Here is a 15,916-nt window from a genome sequence, read left to right as displayed (position 1 = left end):
CACCAGCGCGCGACTACCGCCCCATAGGCGATGCTAGAGAAATTGAAACGGTGGATCGTAATCCGTATAAGTACAAATACAACGCAAAAGAGTGGCAAGATGAGTTGGGACTAAACGTTTATGATTATGGGGCTAGAATGTACATGCCTGACCTTGGACGATGGGGCGTACATGACCCAGCAAGTGAATTTATGTATGATTATTCACCATATAATTATGCATATAATGATCCAATTAGTTTTATTGACGAGGATGGGGAGTTACCAGGTCCTGTAGGTTTTGTACTTGGTGTTGTCTCTGATTACGTTGCACAGGTAGGAGTAAATTATTTTGTAGATGACTTATCATTTGAACAATCAGTACACTACAACAATATCAGTTTTTTGGATTTAGGAGTTGCTGGAACTCTCGGAGCTTTTTCGGGTGGATTGAGTTCTGTTAAAAATATTGCAACAAATAAAATTAGTCGAAAAGCATTTGGTAAAGTTGTGGATTATGGAATTGATGCTCTTATAGAAACAACTGAAAATGTACTTAAAGATGCAGGGAAAGGGGATATTGATATCTGGAAATCCGTAGCTGGAGGTCTAATAGAGGCTGGCATTGGTAAAGTTATTCCAGCCAAGTATGTAGATAAGTTAGAGGCAAAACTTTTGAAAAAAAGTAAAGTCCCACCAAATAGGGCAAATGTTGTTAGAAGAAGAATAGCGCGTTATAAAAGACAAGCAAAAAAAACAGGGCGAATGAATGATAAAGTAATAGCATTAGAAAAGGAATTGAACAGCATTCAGAATACTATGAAGAATTATGAAAGAGCCTACCTAAGCGTCAAGACAGTAAATGATGCTTTTAAAGAAGGTGGCGCTAATGCTTTGACTGATTTAGATTTGTTTAAGAAGGATGAACCCAAAAAAGGTACTGTCATTTTTGGCCCATTAGAGTGTGAAATTTGTGATTAAACTACCTAAATACTCTAAAAGAAGAGTTCTGCTTATTGTTATTAGCTCTTTTATGTTGGTTTTCTCAATAATCAGTTATGTTTATTTTGAAGGAATAAAGCGTAATACTTTGCCAATAGAACTCGAAATAATTGAAAAACACTGCGGTTTAAGGGCAGCTATTTTTGTAGAGTTTAAAAATGAAAAAAGAAAAATAAGTGTATCAACAAATAAATGTGAATCTCTAATCATAGGAAGTTCTCAACGATTTTATCATTCAAAAGAATTTAATTATCTGAGATTAGAATCAGCTGGAAACAAACAAAACGTTTCTTTTATTTTATTATCATTAGTTCTTTTTGTGATTGCAATAATGCCAATAAAAGTAAAAAACTGGTAGAGTGCTTATTCTATTGACCACGAGCAGAAACCTAATAATTAATAGCTTAAATCAAAGGATTTGAAAGCTAAACAATATTACCTCCATGGCTAGCTCACCCGCATAAATAACCCGCAGCATCTAGAGTAGACATTCTTTGGATTTGAGTTGCATTATCAAAATCCAGCGAACCTGCATCATGGTAATGTAAAACCTCTCTACAACGGCAATATATCACAAACTTTTTGGCGGACCGCTAACGATAATAAATTACGAGGATATGCCTATTCATATGATGCTTTAAATCGTTTAAATACTGCCTATTATAGAAAAGGAACCACTTATAGTAATAATTTTAATGAGTCCTTGTCTTATGACAAAAATGGTAATATCTTGAGCTTACAAAGGTGGGGAGTTCCGGAAGATTATGGGACAGTACCAGCCATACCCAATATGGATGACCTTAGCTATACTTATTTTCCGAACTCAAATAAATTACGAAAAGTATCGGATGGAGTTGCCTCTACAAAAGGTTTTAATGATGGCGTTAATCTATCTACGGAATATATTTATGATCCCAATGCTAATATGAAAGAGGATAAAAACAAAGGGATTACAGAAATAAATTATAACCATTTAAACCTACCAACAGAAATTAAATTTTCTAACCATCAGAAAATAGCCTATATTTATAATGCACTAGGTACGAAAATAGAAAAAACAGTGACAAACCGTAGTGACATAAGCAAAACTGAATATTTGGATTCATTTCAGTACATAGATGGAGAATTACAGTTTTTCCCTGTTTCGGGAGGTTATGTGAGAAAAACCGAAGGCAATGGTCGCCAACAATATTTTGATTACGTATATAATTATACAGACCACCTTGGTAATATACGTTTGAGTTACACCACCGATCCACAAAGTCCAAGCAACATCAAAATTTTAGAGGAGAGTAACTATTACCCCTTCGGCCTACAACACGGAAGCTACAACACACCAGCGCGCGACTACTGCTCCATAGGCGATGCTAGAGAAATTGAAACGGTGGATCGAAATCCGTATCAGTATAAATATAACGGGAAAGAACTGCAGGATGAGTTGGGGTTGAATGTTTATGATTATGGCGCACGTTTTTATATGCCAGAAATTGGGAGGTGGGCACAACATGATCCTTTAAGTGAAGAAACATTAGATCCATACGGATATGTTTGGAACAATCCAATATTTATGATAGACCCAGATGGTAGAAGTGGACAGGATTGGTATGATGATGGAAATGGTAACTTAAAGTACAACCCTAAACTCACAAAAGAAAACGCCTCTACAGTCCTGAAAGGAAATGAATCTTATGTTGGAAGAACTCCATCGGTTGCAGATAATTCGGGAAGTTACCAATTAAGTGTAGATGGATCTTTTACCAATACGGATACCAGAAAAAATTATTCAGGAGGGCAGTCTGTCACATTGGATAGTGGCTTTACCATTACCTCCCATACTTCCATGGGTAGGGCTATTAGAAATAATATAACAGACGAAGTAGTGTCTCCGGTAATTGAGGGAGCTCAGGTAATAGGAGCAATCGTCAAGGGAGGGCTTTACGATATTCCTAAAAAAATTTTAGGAACTGGAAAAGCAGAAAATATCCATATAGAAGGAGATCTAAATATTATAGGCTTTGAAAATGGAAAATTAACCACAAAAACGTATAAAGACAGAGGAATGAGTTTTGAAGAAAAAAAGGAGGCTTTTCTTAAGCCAGGTTTATCTGCAATGATGGCGCCATTAGAATTTTCGAGTTCATTATTGAAAAATTTAGGTATTGGTTTTGGGGCTACCGAAGTTGTAAACTATGTAATTGACAACATAGAAGAAAAATAATGACTTACGTATTTTTCAACCTTATAGGGATATTAGTCAGGTGGGTTTTTGAATATAACTGTACTTTAAATAAAGCTAAACTCAAGGAACTTGTGGAAGATGATAGAAATAAGAATATTAAATATAGTATTGTTTCTTACATTGCAATAATCCTCATATTTTTTATACTACAATATTTTAATGTAATATGAGGAACATCTGGTAGAGAATCAGCTTGGGGTATTTCACAAAAGTCAAAACTAATGCAAAAAGCTTTCATTTCAGAAGCATACGTTTGTTTAGCTTTAAAATCGCGAATAACCAGGTCAAGGAATTGAAGAACCATTATAACCTCCCCAGAAAACAGAACCATTAATATTTATAAAAAATTAAATTAAAAATAAGCAAAAACACTATTTCCTTTTGAGTAAAATAATAAAGCCTTACCCTATAATTTAAAAACGAAGCAGATGAAGGCTTTTATGTTTAGTCAGGCTTTCGTTAAAAAATTGACTGCGGTTGGATTTAGCGTTAGGCGATTCAATTTTAGAAAGTTTGACGTTGCTTTAGCAAAACATTTTAAAGCCTTCTTGATTTTTTGTTTCGTTTTTTATCAAGGATAAATGAATAAAAATTTTTTAAAGGCTTTAAAAATTTCTGTAAATTAACAGTATCAAACTCAGAATAGTGGTTTCAGGCGAAACAACCCAATATATAGATGGTTTTCAATACAAAGGGGGCGAGTTGCAATTTGTGCCTACGGTTGGCGAAATTATAATGCAAGTTTGGGGCGTTGGATGAATGTGGATCCGTTGGCGGAGAAAGGCCCACAGTACTCACCATATGTTTTCACTTTCAACAATCCAATACTTTTTGTTGACCCTGATGGTAGATGGCCATATCCTGTAACATTCCGTTCATTTCATCCAAGCGAATCTTTTGGTAAAGGAAGATGGTTTGTGCCTATTGGTTTAGGGCGAGATTTTTCTGGAGATAGCAGAGGTTTTAGCTTATTGGATGGTGCATCATCTCGAATTACGCACAGAGTTGTAGCAGATCCCGAAAAAGGAACTGTTACATATGCTGGGCGTGGTAGAAATGGAACTTTTTCAGACGCTTCACATCATCCTTATTTTGGTACTGATACAGATACACCAGATGGTTATGTAGGTCGTATTAGAACAGGTAGCAATAGCGTATCTTTTGAGACTGGTTACGAAGGCACAAATCCACTTGCATATGGACCAACACCAGATATTGACGTAGATGCAAGGCTTAGTATTGTTCAAGACGGTGATATTCTAAGCATTACTGGACAAGTTGCTGGTGATGACTTTCCAAATACAGAAGCATTTATTACTGACCCTAGTGGTAAGCAAAAACTCTTTATTGGTGTGGACGTGCGAGCTGCTGGTGAAGACCAAAACCCAACTATTCTTTTTGGACCTGCCACAGAACAAATAATGAATATCAATATGCAGATTCGTATTAACCCTGATAATGGTAATTTTATTGGCGTTATGCGAAATGGTCAATGGGTAAAACCTGACGAATGGAATAAGACATTTTTGAATCAGAACCCTAACCCTCAGAACTAATGAAAAGATTTTTTAAGATTATAGGGTTAGTATTAGGGTCATTACTTCTTTTATATGTTTTGTGGTTAGTATTATCATATTGGGGTAATCAAGGCGAAAATGAAGTTTTCATTGTGCCAAATGATTTTGAAGGAGCTGTTATCGTTTTGTTTAATGAAGCGGACGGTAAGGCAGTAAAATATGATAGCGAAGGCAACAGAGTTTATGAAGTTCCAAAATCAGGAGTTTTAAAAACGCAATTCAAATTTCAAGAAGGTTGGAGAGATATTAAGTATCAGAAAGAAAATGGAAAACAGATAAAGTATTTGTTACCTTCTGACAAGGTTTGGAAAGATACCTTAAATCAGAAAGATATTTATGCATATAGTGCAGGTTATGCAAATGATTACTGGTTTATTATTGGTAAACCCAAGGATAGTGAGTATTGGGCAAAAATTATGTCTAAAAAATGGGAACCATATTCAGAAACAAAAACTTTGAAAGAGGGCGAAAGCACAGGGAAAGTCAGGCACAATAAATTATTTGATGAATAAGAAAATCAAAAGAAGCCGTCTCAATACTGGGGTGGCTTTTTTACTTTTATAGTGCAGCCACATTTTTATTAAAGAAGTCTTTAAATTTAGTTTTGGTAAGCATGCTGTCAATAATACGAAAGATAGCATCTTTATCTTCGTCATCCAGTTGAGCGATGAGCCTTAGGCGTTCTTTGGTAGATTTATCTACACTTGTGAAATTAACATTATACCCTTCCCCTAGTTATCACTGCTTATTAAATTAGTGATTAAAATATTTCAAACAAAAAATAGAAGCCGTCTCAAAACTAATTGAAACGGCTTTTTTTATGTTTTTCTCTCGTACAGTTGTCCGAGAATAGTTCTCAAATATTCAACTCTCAGATCGGTTGTGTAATTATTGAGACACATTCTTTAATATTTTTTTAGCATGGGCTTTTAATTTTGTTTAATCAAGCCAATAGCAATCAAGTATTCTGCAATTTGAATGGTATTGGTGGCAGCTCCTTTTCTAAGGTTATCTGCAACAATCCACATATTCATGGTATTCTCCTGCGAGAAATCACGTCTAATACGCCCTACAAAGACATCATCCTTACCTTCTGAATAAAGTGGCATCGGATAGATTTGGGTGTCCGGATTGTCCTTTAAAACGATTCCAGGCGTGTTATGCATCAACTGCCTAACCTCTTTTAAGTCAAAATCATTTTCAAATTCAATATTTACAGATTCAGAATGTCCACCTTGCACCGGAACGCGAACTGCTGTCGCCGTTAATTGTATACTATCGTCAGATAATATCTTTTTGGTCTCATTGGTGAGCTTCATTTCCTCCTTGGTGTAGCCATTATCCTCGAAAATATCACAATGTGGAAGTGCATTTTTGAAGATTTGATAAGGATAAACCATGTTAGGTTTTTCATTTCTAATTTCGCCTTCTAGCTGTTCAACCGCTTCTTTTCCGGTTCCTGTTACAGACTGATAGGTAGAAACAATGACACGTTTAATTGTGTATTTATCGTGCAAAGGTTTTAATGCCATGACCAATTGAATGGTTGAGCAATTTGGATTGGCAATAATTTTATCCTCTGCCGTAAGTTGAGAGGCATTAATCTCAGGAACAACTAACTTAATGTTTTTATCCATTCGCCAAGCAGAAGAGTTGTCTATGACCGTGGTTCCTTGGGCAGCAAATTTTGGTGCATATTCCAAAGAAATTGAACCACCTGCCGAAAATAGGGCAATATCACATTTAGCATCAACTGCATCCTCTATAGAAACTATAGCAACTTTTTCTCCTTTGAAATCAATTGTATTACCAACAGATCTTTCTGAAGCTACCGGAATTAATTCCGTGACAGGGAAGTTACGTTCCTCTAAAATTTGCAACATGATTTTACCAACCATTCCGGTGGCGCCAACTACAGCTACTTTCATTGAATGAATTTATGTTTGAAATTAAAAAAAAAGGTTAAGTAAGATAATTTAGCATTTTGAAAATAGCATTCACTACTATCAAAACTTTTTTAAATACATCTTACTTAACCCAAAAAGTAAATTAACAATACTCGTTATAAGCTTGTTGTAAGTTTTCTGAAATCATTTGAGGAGAATGTCCTTCAATATGATGACGCTCCAACATATGTACTAATTCACCGTCTTTGAACAAAGCAACTGATGGTGAACTAGGAGGGAAAGGCATCATAGCAGCACGCGCTGTATTCGTAGCATCGATATCAAATCCTGCAAACACAGTCCCTAAGTTATCTGGTTTTTTATCTCCTGTTAATGAGTGAACCACACCTGGGCGAGCTCCACCTGCAGCACAACCGCACACGCTGTTTACCACAACTAGGGTAGTTCCTTTCTTTTGTAAGAATTCTTCTACTGCCTCAACTGTACTTAAATCAGTAAACCCATTTTCTGTTAATTCAGCCTTCATTGGCATAACTAAATCTTCTGGATACATATATCTTGTTTTTTTAAATTAAATTTGTAATTGCTTAATTGCAATTGACTACAAAATTACGAAAGTTATTTGTACTTATTCTAAATTTGGATAAGTGGATTTAATACCACAATTAAAAGAAGATATAAATTTTGAAAAATACCTTTAAGAAACACGAAAGATTAAAACGAAAATGCTATTTCGATACCTTGTTTTCTAAAGGTAAATCTATCAAAGCTTATCCGATTAGAGTCATTTATCTTGAGTTTACTCCAGACAACTTTAAAGATTGTAAAAATATTGCTGAAAATACGCAGGTTACTTTCTCTGTACCCAAAAGAAGGTTTAAGAATGCAACTGATCGAAATAGGATTAAAAGACAAATGAAGGAGGCTTATCGCTTGAATAAATCTACATTAGACAAAAATATGGCGATGGTTTTTGTTTATCTTCCTACAGAAAAGCCAGATTATGTAGTGCTAGAAAGGGCAATGAAAAAACTGCTGAAGATTCTTAATTAAAAGTATAATCTTTAATAAAACAAAAAGTCCCACTTCAGCTGAATTGGGACTTTAATTTTATAATTAAGTTCTAGACTTATTGTTCGCTAGAAACTTTTGCGCTTAAGTATTCGCGGTTCATTCTTGCGATATTCTCTAAAGAAATACCTTTTGGACATTCAACCTCACAAGCACCTGTATTACTACAGTTACCAAATCCTTCGATATCCATTTGTTGAACCATGTCTTGAACACGTTTAGTAGCTTCAACTTTACCTTGTGGTAATAAAGCATACTGAGATACTTTAGCACCAACGAATAGCATAGCTGAACCGTTTTTACAAGCCGCAACACAAGCTCCACATCCAATACAAGCTGCAGCATCAAATGCGCGGTCTGCATCAAATTTAGGAACTGGAAGTGCGTTTGCATCTACCGTGTTACCTGTCGTGTCAACAGAAACATATCCACCTGCTTGTTGAATTCTTTCAAATGAGCTTCTATCAACAACTAAGTCCTTGATAATTGGGAACGCAGCCGAACGCCAAGGCTCGATATAAATAGTTTCTCCATCATTGAACATTCTCATGTGTAATTGACAAGTTGTAATTCCTGTGTCAGGTCCGTGAGGGCGTCCGTTAATATATAGAGAACAAGTTCCACAAATTCCTTCACGACAATCGTGGTCGAAAGCTACAGGCTCTTTTTTCTCAGCAATCAATTGTTCGTTTAATTGATCTAACATTTCGAGAAAAGAACTCGCTTGAGAAACACCGTTCAACTTATAAGTTTCAATTTTCCCTTTAGATTTGTCGTTTTTTTGACGCCAAATTTTGAGTGTAATATTTATGATTTTATCAGCCATATTAATTCTTATTTATATGAACGTTGTTTCAACTCAATGTAGTTAAACTCTAATTCTTCTTTAAAAAATTCTTCTTTTGAAATATCTGGTCCGTTATAGTTCCAGCAAGAAACATGCGCAAAGTTTTCATCGTCACGTAATGCTTCTCCTTCTTCTGTTTGGTACTCTTCTCTAAAGTGACCACCAGCACTCTCATTTCTTCTTAGTGCATCCATTGCCATTAACTGACCTAACTCTAAGAAATCAGCAACTCTACCAGCTTTTTCCAACTCTGGGTTGAATTCGTCTGCTGATCCAGGAACATAAACATCTCTGTGGAATTCTTCTCTTAATTCAGCGATTTCGTGAATTGCCTCTTGTAATCCTTGAGCATTTCTAGCCATTCCAACCTTGTTCCACATGATTAAACCTAATCGCTTGTGGAAGTGGTCTACTGACTTAGTTCCTTTGTTGTTGATAAGTGAGTTGATTCTATCTTTCACTTCTTGCTCTGCTTGTTCGAACTCTGGAGTAGAAGTAGAGATAGGACCTGTTCTAATATCATCAGCTAAGTAATCAGCCATTGTATATGGTAGAACGAAGTAACCATCTGCTAAACCTTGCATTAAAGCCGAAGCTCCAAGTCTGTTAGCACCGTGATCTGAGAAGTTAGCCTCTCCAGCTACATAACATCCGGGGATAGTACTCATTAAGTTGTAATCAACCCAAATACCACCCATAGTGTAGTGAACCGCAGGATAAATCTTCATCGGTGTTTCATATGGATTCTCGTTGGTAATCTTTTGGTACATCTGGAACAAGTTACCATATTTCTCCTCAACCCAAGCCTTACCTAATTTAGTAATCTCTTCTGGAGTAGGATTGTGGTTACCTTGTGAGAATGCAACCTCTTTACCTTTCTTTTGAATCTCTGTAGAGAAATCTAAGAATACACCTTCGTTCGTGTCGTTATTTTCAATACCGAATCCAGCATCACATCTTTCTTTTGCACCTCTAGACGCAACGTCACGTGGTACCAAGTTACCGAATGCAGGATATCTTCTCTCTAAATAATAATCTCTTTCTTCTTCTGGAATATCAGCCGCTTTCTTTCTACCTTCTCTAATTGCTTCTGCATCCTCTTTCTTCTTAGGAACCCAAATTCTACCTGAGTTACGTAATGACTCAGACATCAATGTCAATTTAGATTGATTGGTTCCGTGAACTGGAATACAAGTAGGGTGAATTTGAACGAAGCAAGGGTTTGCGAAAGTTGCACCTCTTTTGTGAATCTTCCATGCTGCAGTGGCATTAGATCCCATTGCGTTGGTAGATAAGAAGAATACGTTTCCGTATCCCCCAGAAGCGATAACTACTGCGTGTGCAGAGTGTCTTTCGATTTCACCAGTTACTAAGTTTCTAGCGATAATTCCACGTGCTTTACCATCAACTACTACAAGGTCTAACATCTCATGACGGTTGTACATGGTAATGTGACCTAAGTTAATCTGACGGTTCATTGCTGAATAAGCACCTAATAATAATTGTTGACCTGTTTGTCCCTTAGCGTAGAATGTACGTTTTACTTGTACACCACCAAATGAACGGTTATCTAACATTCCACCGTAATCTCTCGCGAATGGAACACCTTGCATAACACATTGGTCGATAATATTTCTAGACTCTTCTGCTAATCTATGTACGTTGGCTTCGCGTGAACGATAGTCACCACCTTTTACAGTATCATAGAATAAACGATATACAGAGTCGTTATCACCTTTATAGTTTTTAGCAGCATTAATACCACCTTGTGCTGCAATAGAGTGCGCACGTCTAGGTGAATCTTGATAACAAAATGCTTTTACTTTATATCCTAATTCTGCCAAAGTAGCAGCAGCTGAACCACCGGCAAGACCAGTACCAACTACGATGATATCAATTTTATCTCTATTGTTAGGAGATACAAGGCGAATGTTTGCTTTGTGATTTGACCATTTGTCAGCTATATCTCCTTGAGGAATTTTTGCGTTTAATTTCGTCATGTTCTACTACTTATTGATTAAGGAAATGATATACAGCGATAAAGATGAATCCTAACGGGATTACGATTGCATAAACTTTACCGAAACCTTTAATTAAACCATTGTACTTTCTGTGGTTCGCACCCATTGATTGAAAAGCAGATTGGAATCCGTGTAACAAGTGCATCATTAACAATACAAAAGCTACTACATATAATCCAACTCTCACTGGACTATGAAATTTTTCTGCTAATTCACCAAAATAACGTGTTTCATCTGCAGGAAGTGCATTCACGTATTTGTGTGTTATCTCTGGTAACCAGAAATCATAAAAGTGTAAACCTAAGAAAGCTAAAATCACTAATCCACTCCAGATCATATTTCTCGACATCCAAGTTGAGTTGTGTGAAGGGTTAGATTTAGCATAAGCAACAGGTCTTGCTTTTTTGTTTTGTAATTCTAAGATAAATCCTAAAACAAAGTGTAATACAATACCCGCAATTAGGATAGGTTGCATTGCAAATTGAATGAATGGATTAGTTCCCATAAAATGGGATACAGAATTAAACAAATCTTCTGAGAAAACAGATAACATGTTAATTAAAAAATGCTGAAGTAAAAAAATCAGCAAGAAAAAGGCCGAAAGTGCCATTGCAAACTTTCGTCCAATTGATGAGTTAAACAGTCCTTTAGCCATTAGTTTCTATTTTTAACTTTTGGTATTGGACAAATTTAAAGAATCAATCGACTAATCACCAATGAAATTCATCATATCCATATAATTCAATTTGAATCTAAATAAGATGAATAAAAAAATCCACCTAGTAAACTAAGTGGATTGGATTAAATGTTATTATTTCGTTTTATAAAATTTCGTAAGTTGCTGTTATCACTCCTCTTCCTGCTGATGCAATCTCATGGAATGCTGCCTTACTAAGATCAAACTTTCTATTCCCAACAAATGGTCCTCTGTCGTTAATGGTAACAATCACCGATTTGTTATTTCTAATGTTTGTAATTCTAACTTTGGTTCCGAATGGTAATTTCTTGTGTGCGGCTGTGAAATCATTCATGTTGTAAACTTCACCGCTTGCGGTTAATCGACCATGGAATTTGCCTCCGTACCAAGAAACTCTAACTTCTTCGCTATTGTTTTCTGGTGCGTTCATGTTTGCTAAAGAAAAATTTAGACTCATGAACAGAATAAAAGTATAAAATAAACTTCGTTTCATTACTGTAACTTTTTATTTACGGGGGCAAATGTAAACTCGAAAGCTCAAACGAACCTTATACTCATTCTAAATAACTCAATACGGATCGGCAAAGATTTGCGCTAAGCCGTATGATTAAACGTTAAAATAGACGTTGTTAATCTTAAGTTAAAAATTTCAAAAAATGTTAATATTCACTGATTATTAGGCGTTTAGCTGTTTTTTGACTTCTCCAGCTATGGCTTTTCCTTCTGCGCGACCCGCTAATTTCTTGTTAGCAATCCCCACAACCTTGCCCATATCCTTCATTCCGGAAGCTCCTTCTTGTTGAATAATGACAGTGATTTCTGCAGCTAATTCTTCTTCACTCAATTGTTGTGGAAGAAATTTTTCGATAACAGTTACTTGTTGTAATTCTTTTTCAGCCATATCATCTCTACCTTGAGAAGTGAATTGTTCGGCTGCTTCTTTACGCATTTTTACTTGTTTTTGTAAAATGCTAATTTCATCAGCTTCTGATAGTTCATCTACTTGCGCTTCTGTTTTTGCATAAGACAACGCTGTTTTAACTGCGCGTAATGACTCTAATGCTACTTTATCTTTGGCTTTCATGGCTGTTTTAATATCCTCCATGATGGTTTTTTCTAATGACATGCCTTGTGTTTTTGAAGTTAAGCTTCAAAGTTATTGCATTTTAAAGGAAAACTAAAGCTTTATATTTCGATTTTTTTGACATTATAAAATGTATAAGAAAGATTAAGTTTAATTCTAATCGCATATTTTTAAAAACAGAAAAGCCACGAATAAATCGTGGCCTTCCTAACAAACTACATAGTCCTCATGTAATATTTTTAATCTACATTGTCATGTAAGAAATTATTTGGACGAATTTTAATCTCGTTCGAAGTATCTCTATCTATAATGTAACCTCCTGATTTTTCTCTTTTGTGCTCAGATAACTCAATTTGATTACGTTTATAAGCAGGAATTCTCTCTACTTCATCCACATCATAGTCGTTTAATTTATTCTTGAACTTGAAGTTAAATTTCTTCAATCTTTCTCTACGCTCTTGAATTTGTTGACTAATATTCGCTGAAATTGGAGCATCGAATGCCTCCTCATCCATTGTTTTTTCTATCACTTCTGGCTTTTCCTCCACTTTTGGAGCTTCTTCCTCCCAAGTAAGTTTTGGCTCTTCTTCAACTTCTTCTTCCTTGGTGTTAACAGAAATAGGTGTATCAAATTCATCCTCCCAATCATCTTCTAAAGTGTGCAAAGTGTATTTACTACTTTGTGCGTGAGCTTGAGTAGTGTTGTCCTTTTTAACTTCTGGAGTTGGATTAGGATTATTTCTCGGTTGTGAAGAGCTTGAAGGAGCTTGGAAATCATCGTCTAATGAAAAATTAAATGATGGTCCGCTGTCTCTTTCCGTAGAAGGAGTATCATCGAGAGATTTAAATTTAAAATCTAAGATATCATCTTCGTCCTCTTCTTCAAATAAAAGTCTTGGCTCTTCAACTTTTGGTTGAGTTTCCTTTGGTTCTGTTTTTTCAACAGGTTTAGATTCAGCTTTTTTCTCTTCTAATTTGCTTTCTGGAGAAACAGGCTTTTTAAATGATGTGCTGATTGGTTCATCTTCTAAAACATGAACAATTTGCTCATCTTCTTTACCGTTAAAGTCTTGCTGATCTACAGGGAAACCAGTTGCAATAACAGTAACGCTGATATCATCACCTAAATCTTCGTCTTCACCAATACCCATAATAATGTTGGCATTGTGACCCGCTTCTTGTTGAATGTAATCGTTGATAGTTCCGATTTCGTCCATGGTTACTTCATCATTTCCAGAAACAATTAATAACAACACATTTCTTGCGCCTGTGATTTTATTATCATTTAATAATGGAGAATCTAAGGCTAATTCAATAGCTTTTTTCGCTTTTTGCTCACCATGTGCTCTTGCAGAACCCATAATAGCTGTACCGCTATCTGCTAATACAGTTTTCGCATCACGCAAGTCAATATTGGTAGAGTAGTGGTGAGTAATTACTTCAGCGATTCCTTTTGCTGCAGTTGCTAAGACTTCGTCTGCTTTAGCAAAACCGGTTTTATAGCTTAGGTTACCGTATAATTCTCTTAATTTATCGTTGTTGATGATAATTAATGAATCAACGCTATTTCTGAATTTTTCAATTCCTTTTTTAGCTTGTTCAACACGCATTTTACCTTCAAAGTAAAAAGGTGCTGTACAAATACCTACCGTAAGAATACCCATGTCTTTTGCAATGTTAGCAATGATAGGCGCCGCACCTGTACCGGTACCACCGCCCATACCTGCTGTAATGAAAAGCATTTTGGTATTTGTATCTAGTAAGTTTTTAATGTCATCTATACTTTCCAATGCAGCTTGCTCTCCAATTTCTGGGTTTGCACCAGCTCCAAGACCTTCTGTGATAGAAGCACCTAATTGAATTTTGGTAGGAACAGGTGAGTTGTTTAAAGCTTGATTGTCAGTATTTGAAATAACGAAGTCTACGCCCGTTATCCCTTGTTGGAACATGTAATTAACGGCATTACTACCGCCACCACCAACACCTATAACTTTGATAGATGCCGATTTGTTCTTTGGTAAATCGAAATTTATTGTATTAAAATCCATAGTGTAGTTTGTTTGTAATTTTTTAGTCGGTTTCGTTAATCATTTTAATAAACTTATCTGTCCAAATCTGGAAAATGGAAGATTTAGTTCTCATGGTCTCCTGCGCTCTAACTTTCTTTTTCTTCTCCTCCTCTGGAGCTTGCTCAGCTTGTTTTGGAGTTTCTGCCGTTGTGTTATTCTCAGGCGTTGGCGCTGGTCTAGAAGGTTCTACATTTATAGGTGCTTGGCGAGCCATTTCTTCTTGTAAAAGAATCTCTTCCTCAAATGCGTCATCTTCTTGTTTCTCGATGCCTTTCATTACTAACCCAACAGCTGTTGCAAACTCTGGACTCTGAATCAAATCAGATTGTCCACCTGCAATATGCTCATTAGAATAACCAATTCTGGCATCCATACCTGTAATGTATTCAGTAAGCTGTCTAATATGTTTTAATTTAGATCCGCCACCTGTTAATACAATACCTGCAATTAATTTCTTCTTTTGCTCGTCACATCCATAGTGCTTAAGCTCCATGTGGATTTGCTCTAGTATCTCGTGAACGCGTGCATGGATAATTTGACTTAATTTCTTAAGTGAAATTTCTTTTGGCTCACGTCCTCTTAAACCTGGAATCGCAACGATTTCAGATTCTTTGTTTTCGCCTGGCCATGCAGAACCAAACTTAACTTTTAGTTGCTCGGCTTGTCTTTCGATAATAGAACAACCCGTCTTAATATCATCAGAAATAACATTGCCACCAAATGGAATTACAGAAGTATGACGAATAATATTGTCTTTGAAAACAGCAATATCCGTTGTCCCGCCTCCAATATCAACCAAGGCAACACCAGCTTCTTTTTCCTCTTGGCTCAATGAAGCCATAGAAGAGGCGATAGGCTCGAGTGTAATGTCTGCAAGATTTAATCCAGCGCTCTTTACGCATCGTGCAATGTTTTTAATAGAAGTAATTTGTCCAACAACCACATGGAAATTTGCTTCTAATCTGCTACCGTACATACCCATTGGTTCGGTAATTTCACCCTCGCTATCCACTTTGAACTCTTGTGGCAAAACATGAATGATCTCCTCACCAGGAAGCATAACCAATTTATAGACTTGTTGAATTAATTTTTTAAGGTCATTTTCGTCAATGACTTCCTCAAAATTATTTCTTGTAATATAGTCGCTATGTTGCAAACTGCGAATATGTTGACCTGCTATCCCAACGGTCACATCTTTAATCTTGTAACCTGAATCGGCCTCAGCTTGAGCCACGGCTTCTTTGATAGAGTTGATGGTTTGAGTAATATTATTAACTACTCCACGATGAACACCTAGTGATTTTGCGCGTCCAACACCCAAAATTTCTAGTTTTCCATGTTCGTTTTTACGACCGACCATGGCTACGATTTTCGTAGTTCCTATGTCTAATCCTACTGCGATATTACTTTTCTGTGATTTCATA

Annotated in this window: 15 protein-coding genes; 6 read left to right on the top strand and 9 right to left on the bottom strand. The window is 36.1% G+C overall.

What is annotated here, in order from left to right; genetic code table 11:
* From NLM59_RS04340 to NLM59_RS04320, 5 genes are all read left to right on the top strand, one after another.
* On the top strand, positions 1-959 hold a 959-nt coding region (locus tag NLM59_RS04340), incomplete at its 5' end, for an RHS repeat-associated core domain-containing protein (protein WP_304416515.1).
* Positions 952-1,338, top strand: a complete 387-nt coding sequence (locus NLM59_RS04335) for a hypothetical protein (RefSeq protein WP_304416514.1) — start codon at positions 952-954, stop codon at positions 1,336-1,338. The genes NLM59_RS04340 and NLM59_RS04335, both read left to right, overlap by 8 nt.
* Positions 1,339-1,485: 147 nt before the next feature.
* Complete coding sequence (locus NLM59_RS04330; protein WP_304416513.1) at positions 1,486-3,198, top strand: RHS repeat domain-containing protein; 1,713 nt, start codon at positions 1,486-1,488, stop codon at positions 3,196-3,198.
* Positions 3,199-3,887: 689 nt separating this feature from the next.
* A complete protein-coding gene (locus NLM59_RS04325; RefSeq protein ID WP_369426762.1) occupies positions 3,888-4,775 on the top strand; it encodes an RHS repeat-associated core domain-containing protein in 888 nt (295 codons plus the stop codon).
* Positions 4,775-5,308 carry a DUF6843 domain-containing protein gene (locus NLM59_RS04320; RefSeq protein WP_304416512.1) on the top strand — a complete coding sequence of 178 codons (534 nt, stop codon included), beginning with the start codon at positions 4,775-4,777 and terminating at the stop codon, positions 5,306-5,308. Before NLM59_RS04325 ends, NLM59_RS04320 begins: the two co-directional genes overlap by 1 nt.
* A gap of 417 nt (positions 5,309-5,725) precedes the next feature.
* On the opposite strand, the gene NLM59_RS04315 is transcribed toward NLM59_RS04320, so the two are convergent.
* Entirely contained in the window at positions 5,726-6,724 is a 999-nt protein-coding gene (locus NLM59_RS04315) for an aspartate-semialdehyde dehydrogenase (RefSeq protein WP_304416511.1), read from the bottom strand.
* 121 nt (positions 6,725-6,845) lie between these two features.
* The gene (locus NLM59_RS04310) at positions 6,846-7,256 is read right to left on the bottom strand and encodes a BrxA/BrxB family bacilliredoxin (RefSeq protein WP_304416510.1); all 411 of its coding nucleotides are present in this window, start codon (positions 7,254-7,256) and stop codon (positions 6,846-6,848) included.
* Positions 7,257-7,387: 131 nt separating this feature from the next.
* On the opposite strand from NLM59_RS04310, the gene rnpA reads away from it, so the two are divergent.
* Entirely contained in the window at positions 7,388-7,756 is a 369-nt protein-coding gene (rnpA, locus tag NLM59_RS04305) for a ribonuclease P protein component (RefSeq protein WP_304416509.1), read from the top strand.
* Between the two features lie 76 nt (positions 7,757-7,832).
* Here the strand turns inward: rnpA and NLM59_RS04300 are convergent, their stop codons facing one another.
* From NLM59_RS04300 to ftsA, 7 genes are all read right to left on the bottom strand, one after another.
* Positions 7,833-8,600 carry a succinate dehydrogenase/fumarate reductase iron-sulfur subunit gene (locus NLM59_RS04300; RefSeq protein ID WP_304416508.1) on the bottom strand — a complete coding sequence of 256 codons (768 nt, stop codon included), beginning with the start codon at positions 8,598-8,600 and terminating at the stop codon, positions 7,833-7,835.
* Between the two features lie 8 nt (positions 8,601-8,608).
* Complete coding sequence (locus NLM59_RS04295) at positions 8,609-10,621, bottom strand: fumarate reductase/succinate dehydrogenase flavoprotein subunit (RefSeq protein WP_304416507.1); 2,013 nt, start codon at positions 10,619-10,621, stop codon at positions 8,609-8,611.
* 10 nt (positions 10,622-10,631) lie between these two features.
* On the bottom strand, positions 10,632-11,297 hold the full coding sequence (locus NLM59_RS04290) for a succinate dehydrogenase cytochrome b subunit (RefSeq protein WP_304416506.1): 666 nt from the start codon (positions 11,295-11,297) through the stop codon (positions 10,632-10,634).
* A 166-nt stretch (positions 11,298-11,463) separates the two neighbouring features.
* Positions 11,464-11,832, bottom strand: a complete 369-nt coding sequence (locus NLM59_RS04285; RefSeq protein WP_304416505.1) for a septal ring lytic transglycosylase RlpA family protein — start codon at positions 11,830-11,832, stop codon at positions 11,464-11,466.
* Positions 11,833-12,015: 183 nt separating this feature from the next.
* Positions 12,016-12,465, bottom strand: a complete 450-nt coding sequence (locus NLM59_RS04280; protein WP_304416504.1) for a GatB/YqeY domain-containing protein — start codon at positions 12,463-12,465, stop codon at positions 12,016-12,018.
* A 197-nt stretch (positions 12,466-12,662) separates the two neighbouring features.
* Positions 12,663-14,471: a cell division protein FtsZ gene (gene ftsZ, locus NLM59_RS04275; protein ID WP_304416503.1), complete on the bottom strand. Its 1,809-nt coding sequence runs from the start codon at positions 14,469-14,471 to the stop codon at positions 12,663-12,665.
* Positions 14,472-14,493: 22 nt separating this feature from the next.
* The gene (gene ftsA / locus NLM59_RS04270) at positions 14,494-15,915 is read right to left on the bottom strand and encodes a cell division protein FtsA (RefSeq protein ID WP_304416502.1); all 1,422 of its coding nucleotides are present in this window, start codon (positions 15,913-15,915) and stop codon (positions 14,494-14,496) included.
* Position 15,916: the final 1 nt, after the last annotated feature.

This window comes from Profundicola chukchiensis (assembly GCF_029664245.1).
In the GTDB taxonomy this organism is placed as follows: Bacteria; Bacteroidota; Bacteroidia; order Flavobacteriales; family Weeksellaceae; genus Profundicola; species Profundicola chukchiensis.
The sequence above is the reverse complement of the archived record's forward strand: the minus strand, read 5'-3'. Positions and strand labels throughout refer to the sequence as shown.

Excerpts from the sequence above, each read along its gene's own strand:
- NLM59_RS04320 (WP_304416512.1), top strand. The coding sequence starts at position 4,775 with ATGAAAAGATTTTTTAAGATTATAGGGTTAGTATTAGGGTCATTACTT.
- NLM59_RS04315 (WP_304416511.1), bottom strand. The coding sequence starts at position 6,724 with ATGAAAGTAGCTGTAGTTGGCGCCACCGGAATGGTTGGTAAAATCATG.
- NLM59_RS04310 (WP_304416510.1), bottom strand. The coding sequence starts at position 7,256 with ATGTATCCAGAAGATTTAGTTATGCCAATGAAGGCTGAATTAACAGAA.
- NLM59_RS04300 (WP_304416508.1), bottom strand. The coding sequence starts at position 8,600 with ATGGCTGATAAAATCATAAATATTACACTCAAAATTTGGCGTCAAAAA.
- NLM59_RS04295 (WP_304416507.1), bottom strand. The coding sequence starts at position 10,621 with ATGACGAAATTAAACGCAAAAATTCCTCAAGGAGATATAGCTGACAAA.
- NLM59_RS04290 (WP_304416506.1), bottom strand. The coding sequence starts at position 11,297 with ATGGCTAAAGGACTGTTTAACTCATCAATTGGACGAAAGTTTGCAATG.
- NLM59_RS04285 (WP_304416505.1), bottom strand. The coding sequence starts at position 11,832 with ATGAAACGAAGTTTATTTTATACTTTTATTCTGTTCATGAGTCTAAAT.
- NLM59_RS04280 (WP_304416504.1), bottom strand. The coding sequence starts at position 12,465 with ATGTCATTAGAAAAAACCATCATGGAGGATATTAAAACAGCCATGAAA.
- ftsZ (WP_304416503.1), bottom strand. The coding sequence starts at position 14,471 with ATGGATTTTAATACAATAAATTTCGATTTACCAAAGAACAAATCGGCA.
- ftsA (WP_304416502.1), bottom strand. The coding sequence starts at position 15,915 with ATGAAATCACAGAAAAGTAATATCGCAGTAGGATTAGACATAGGAACT.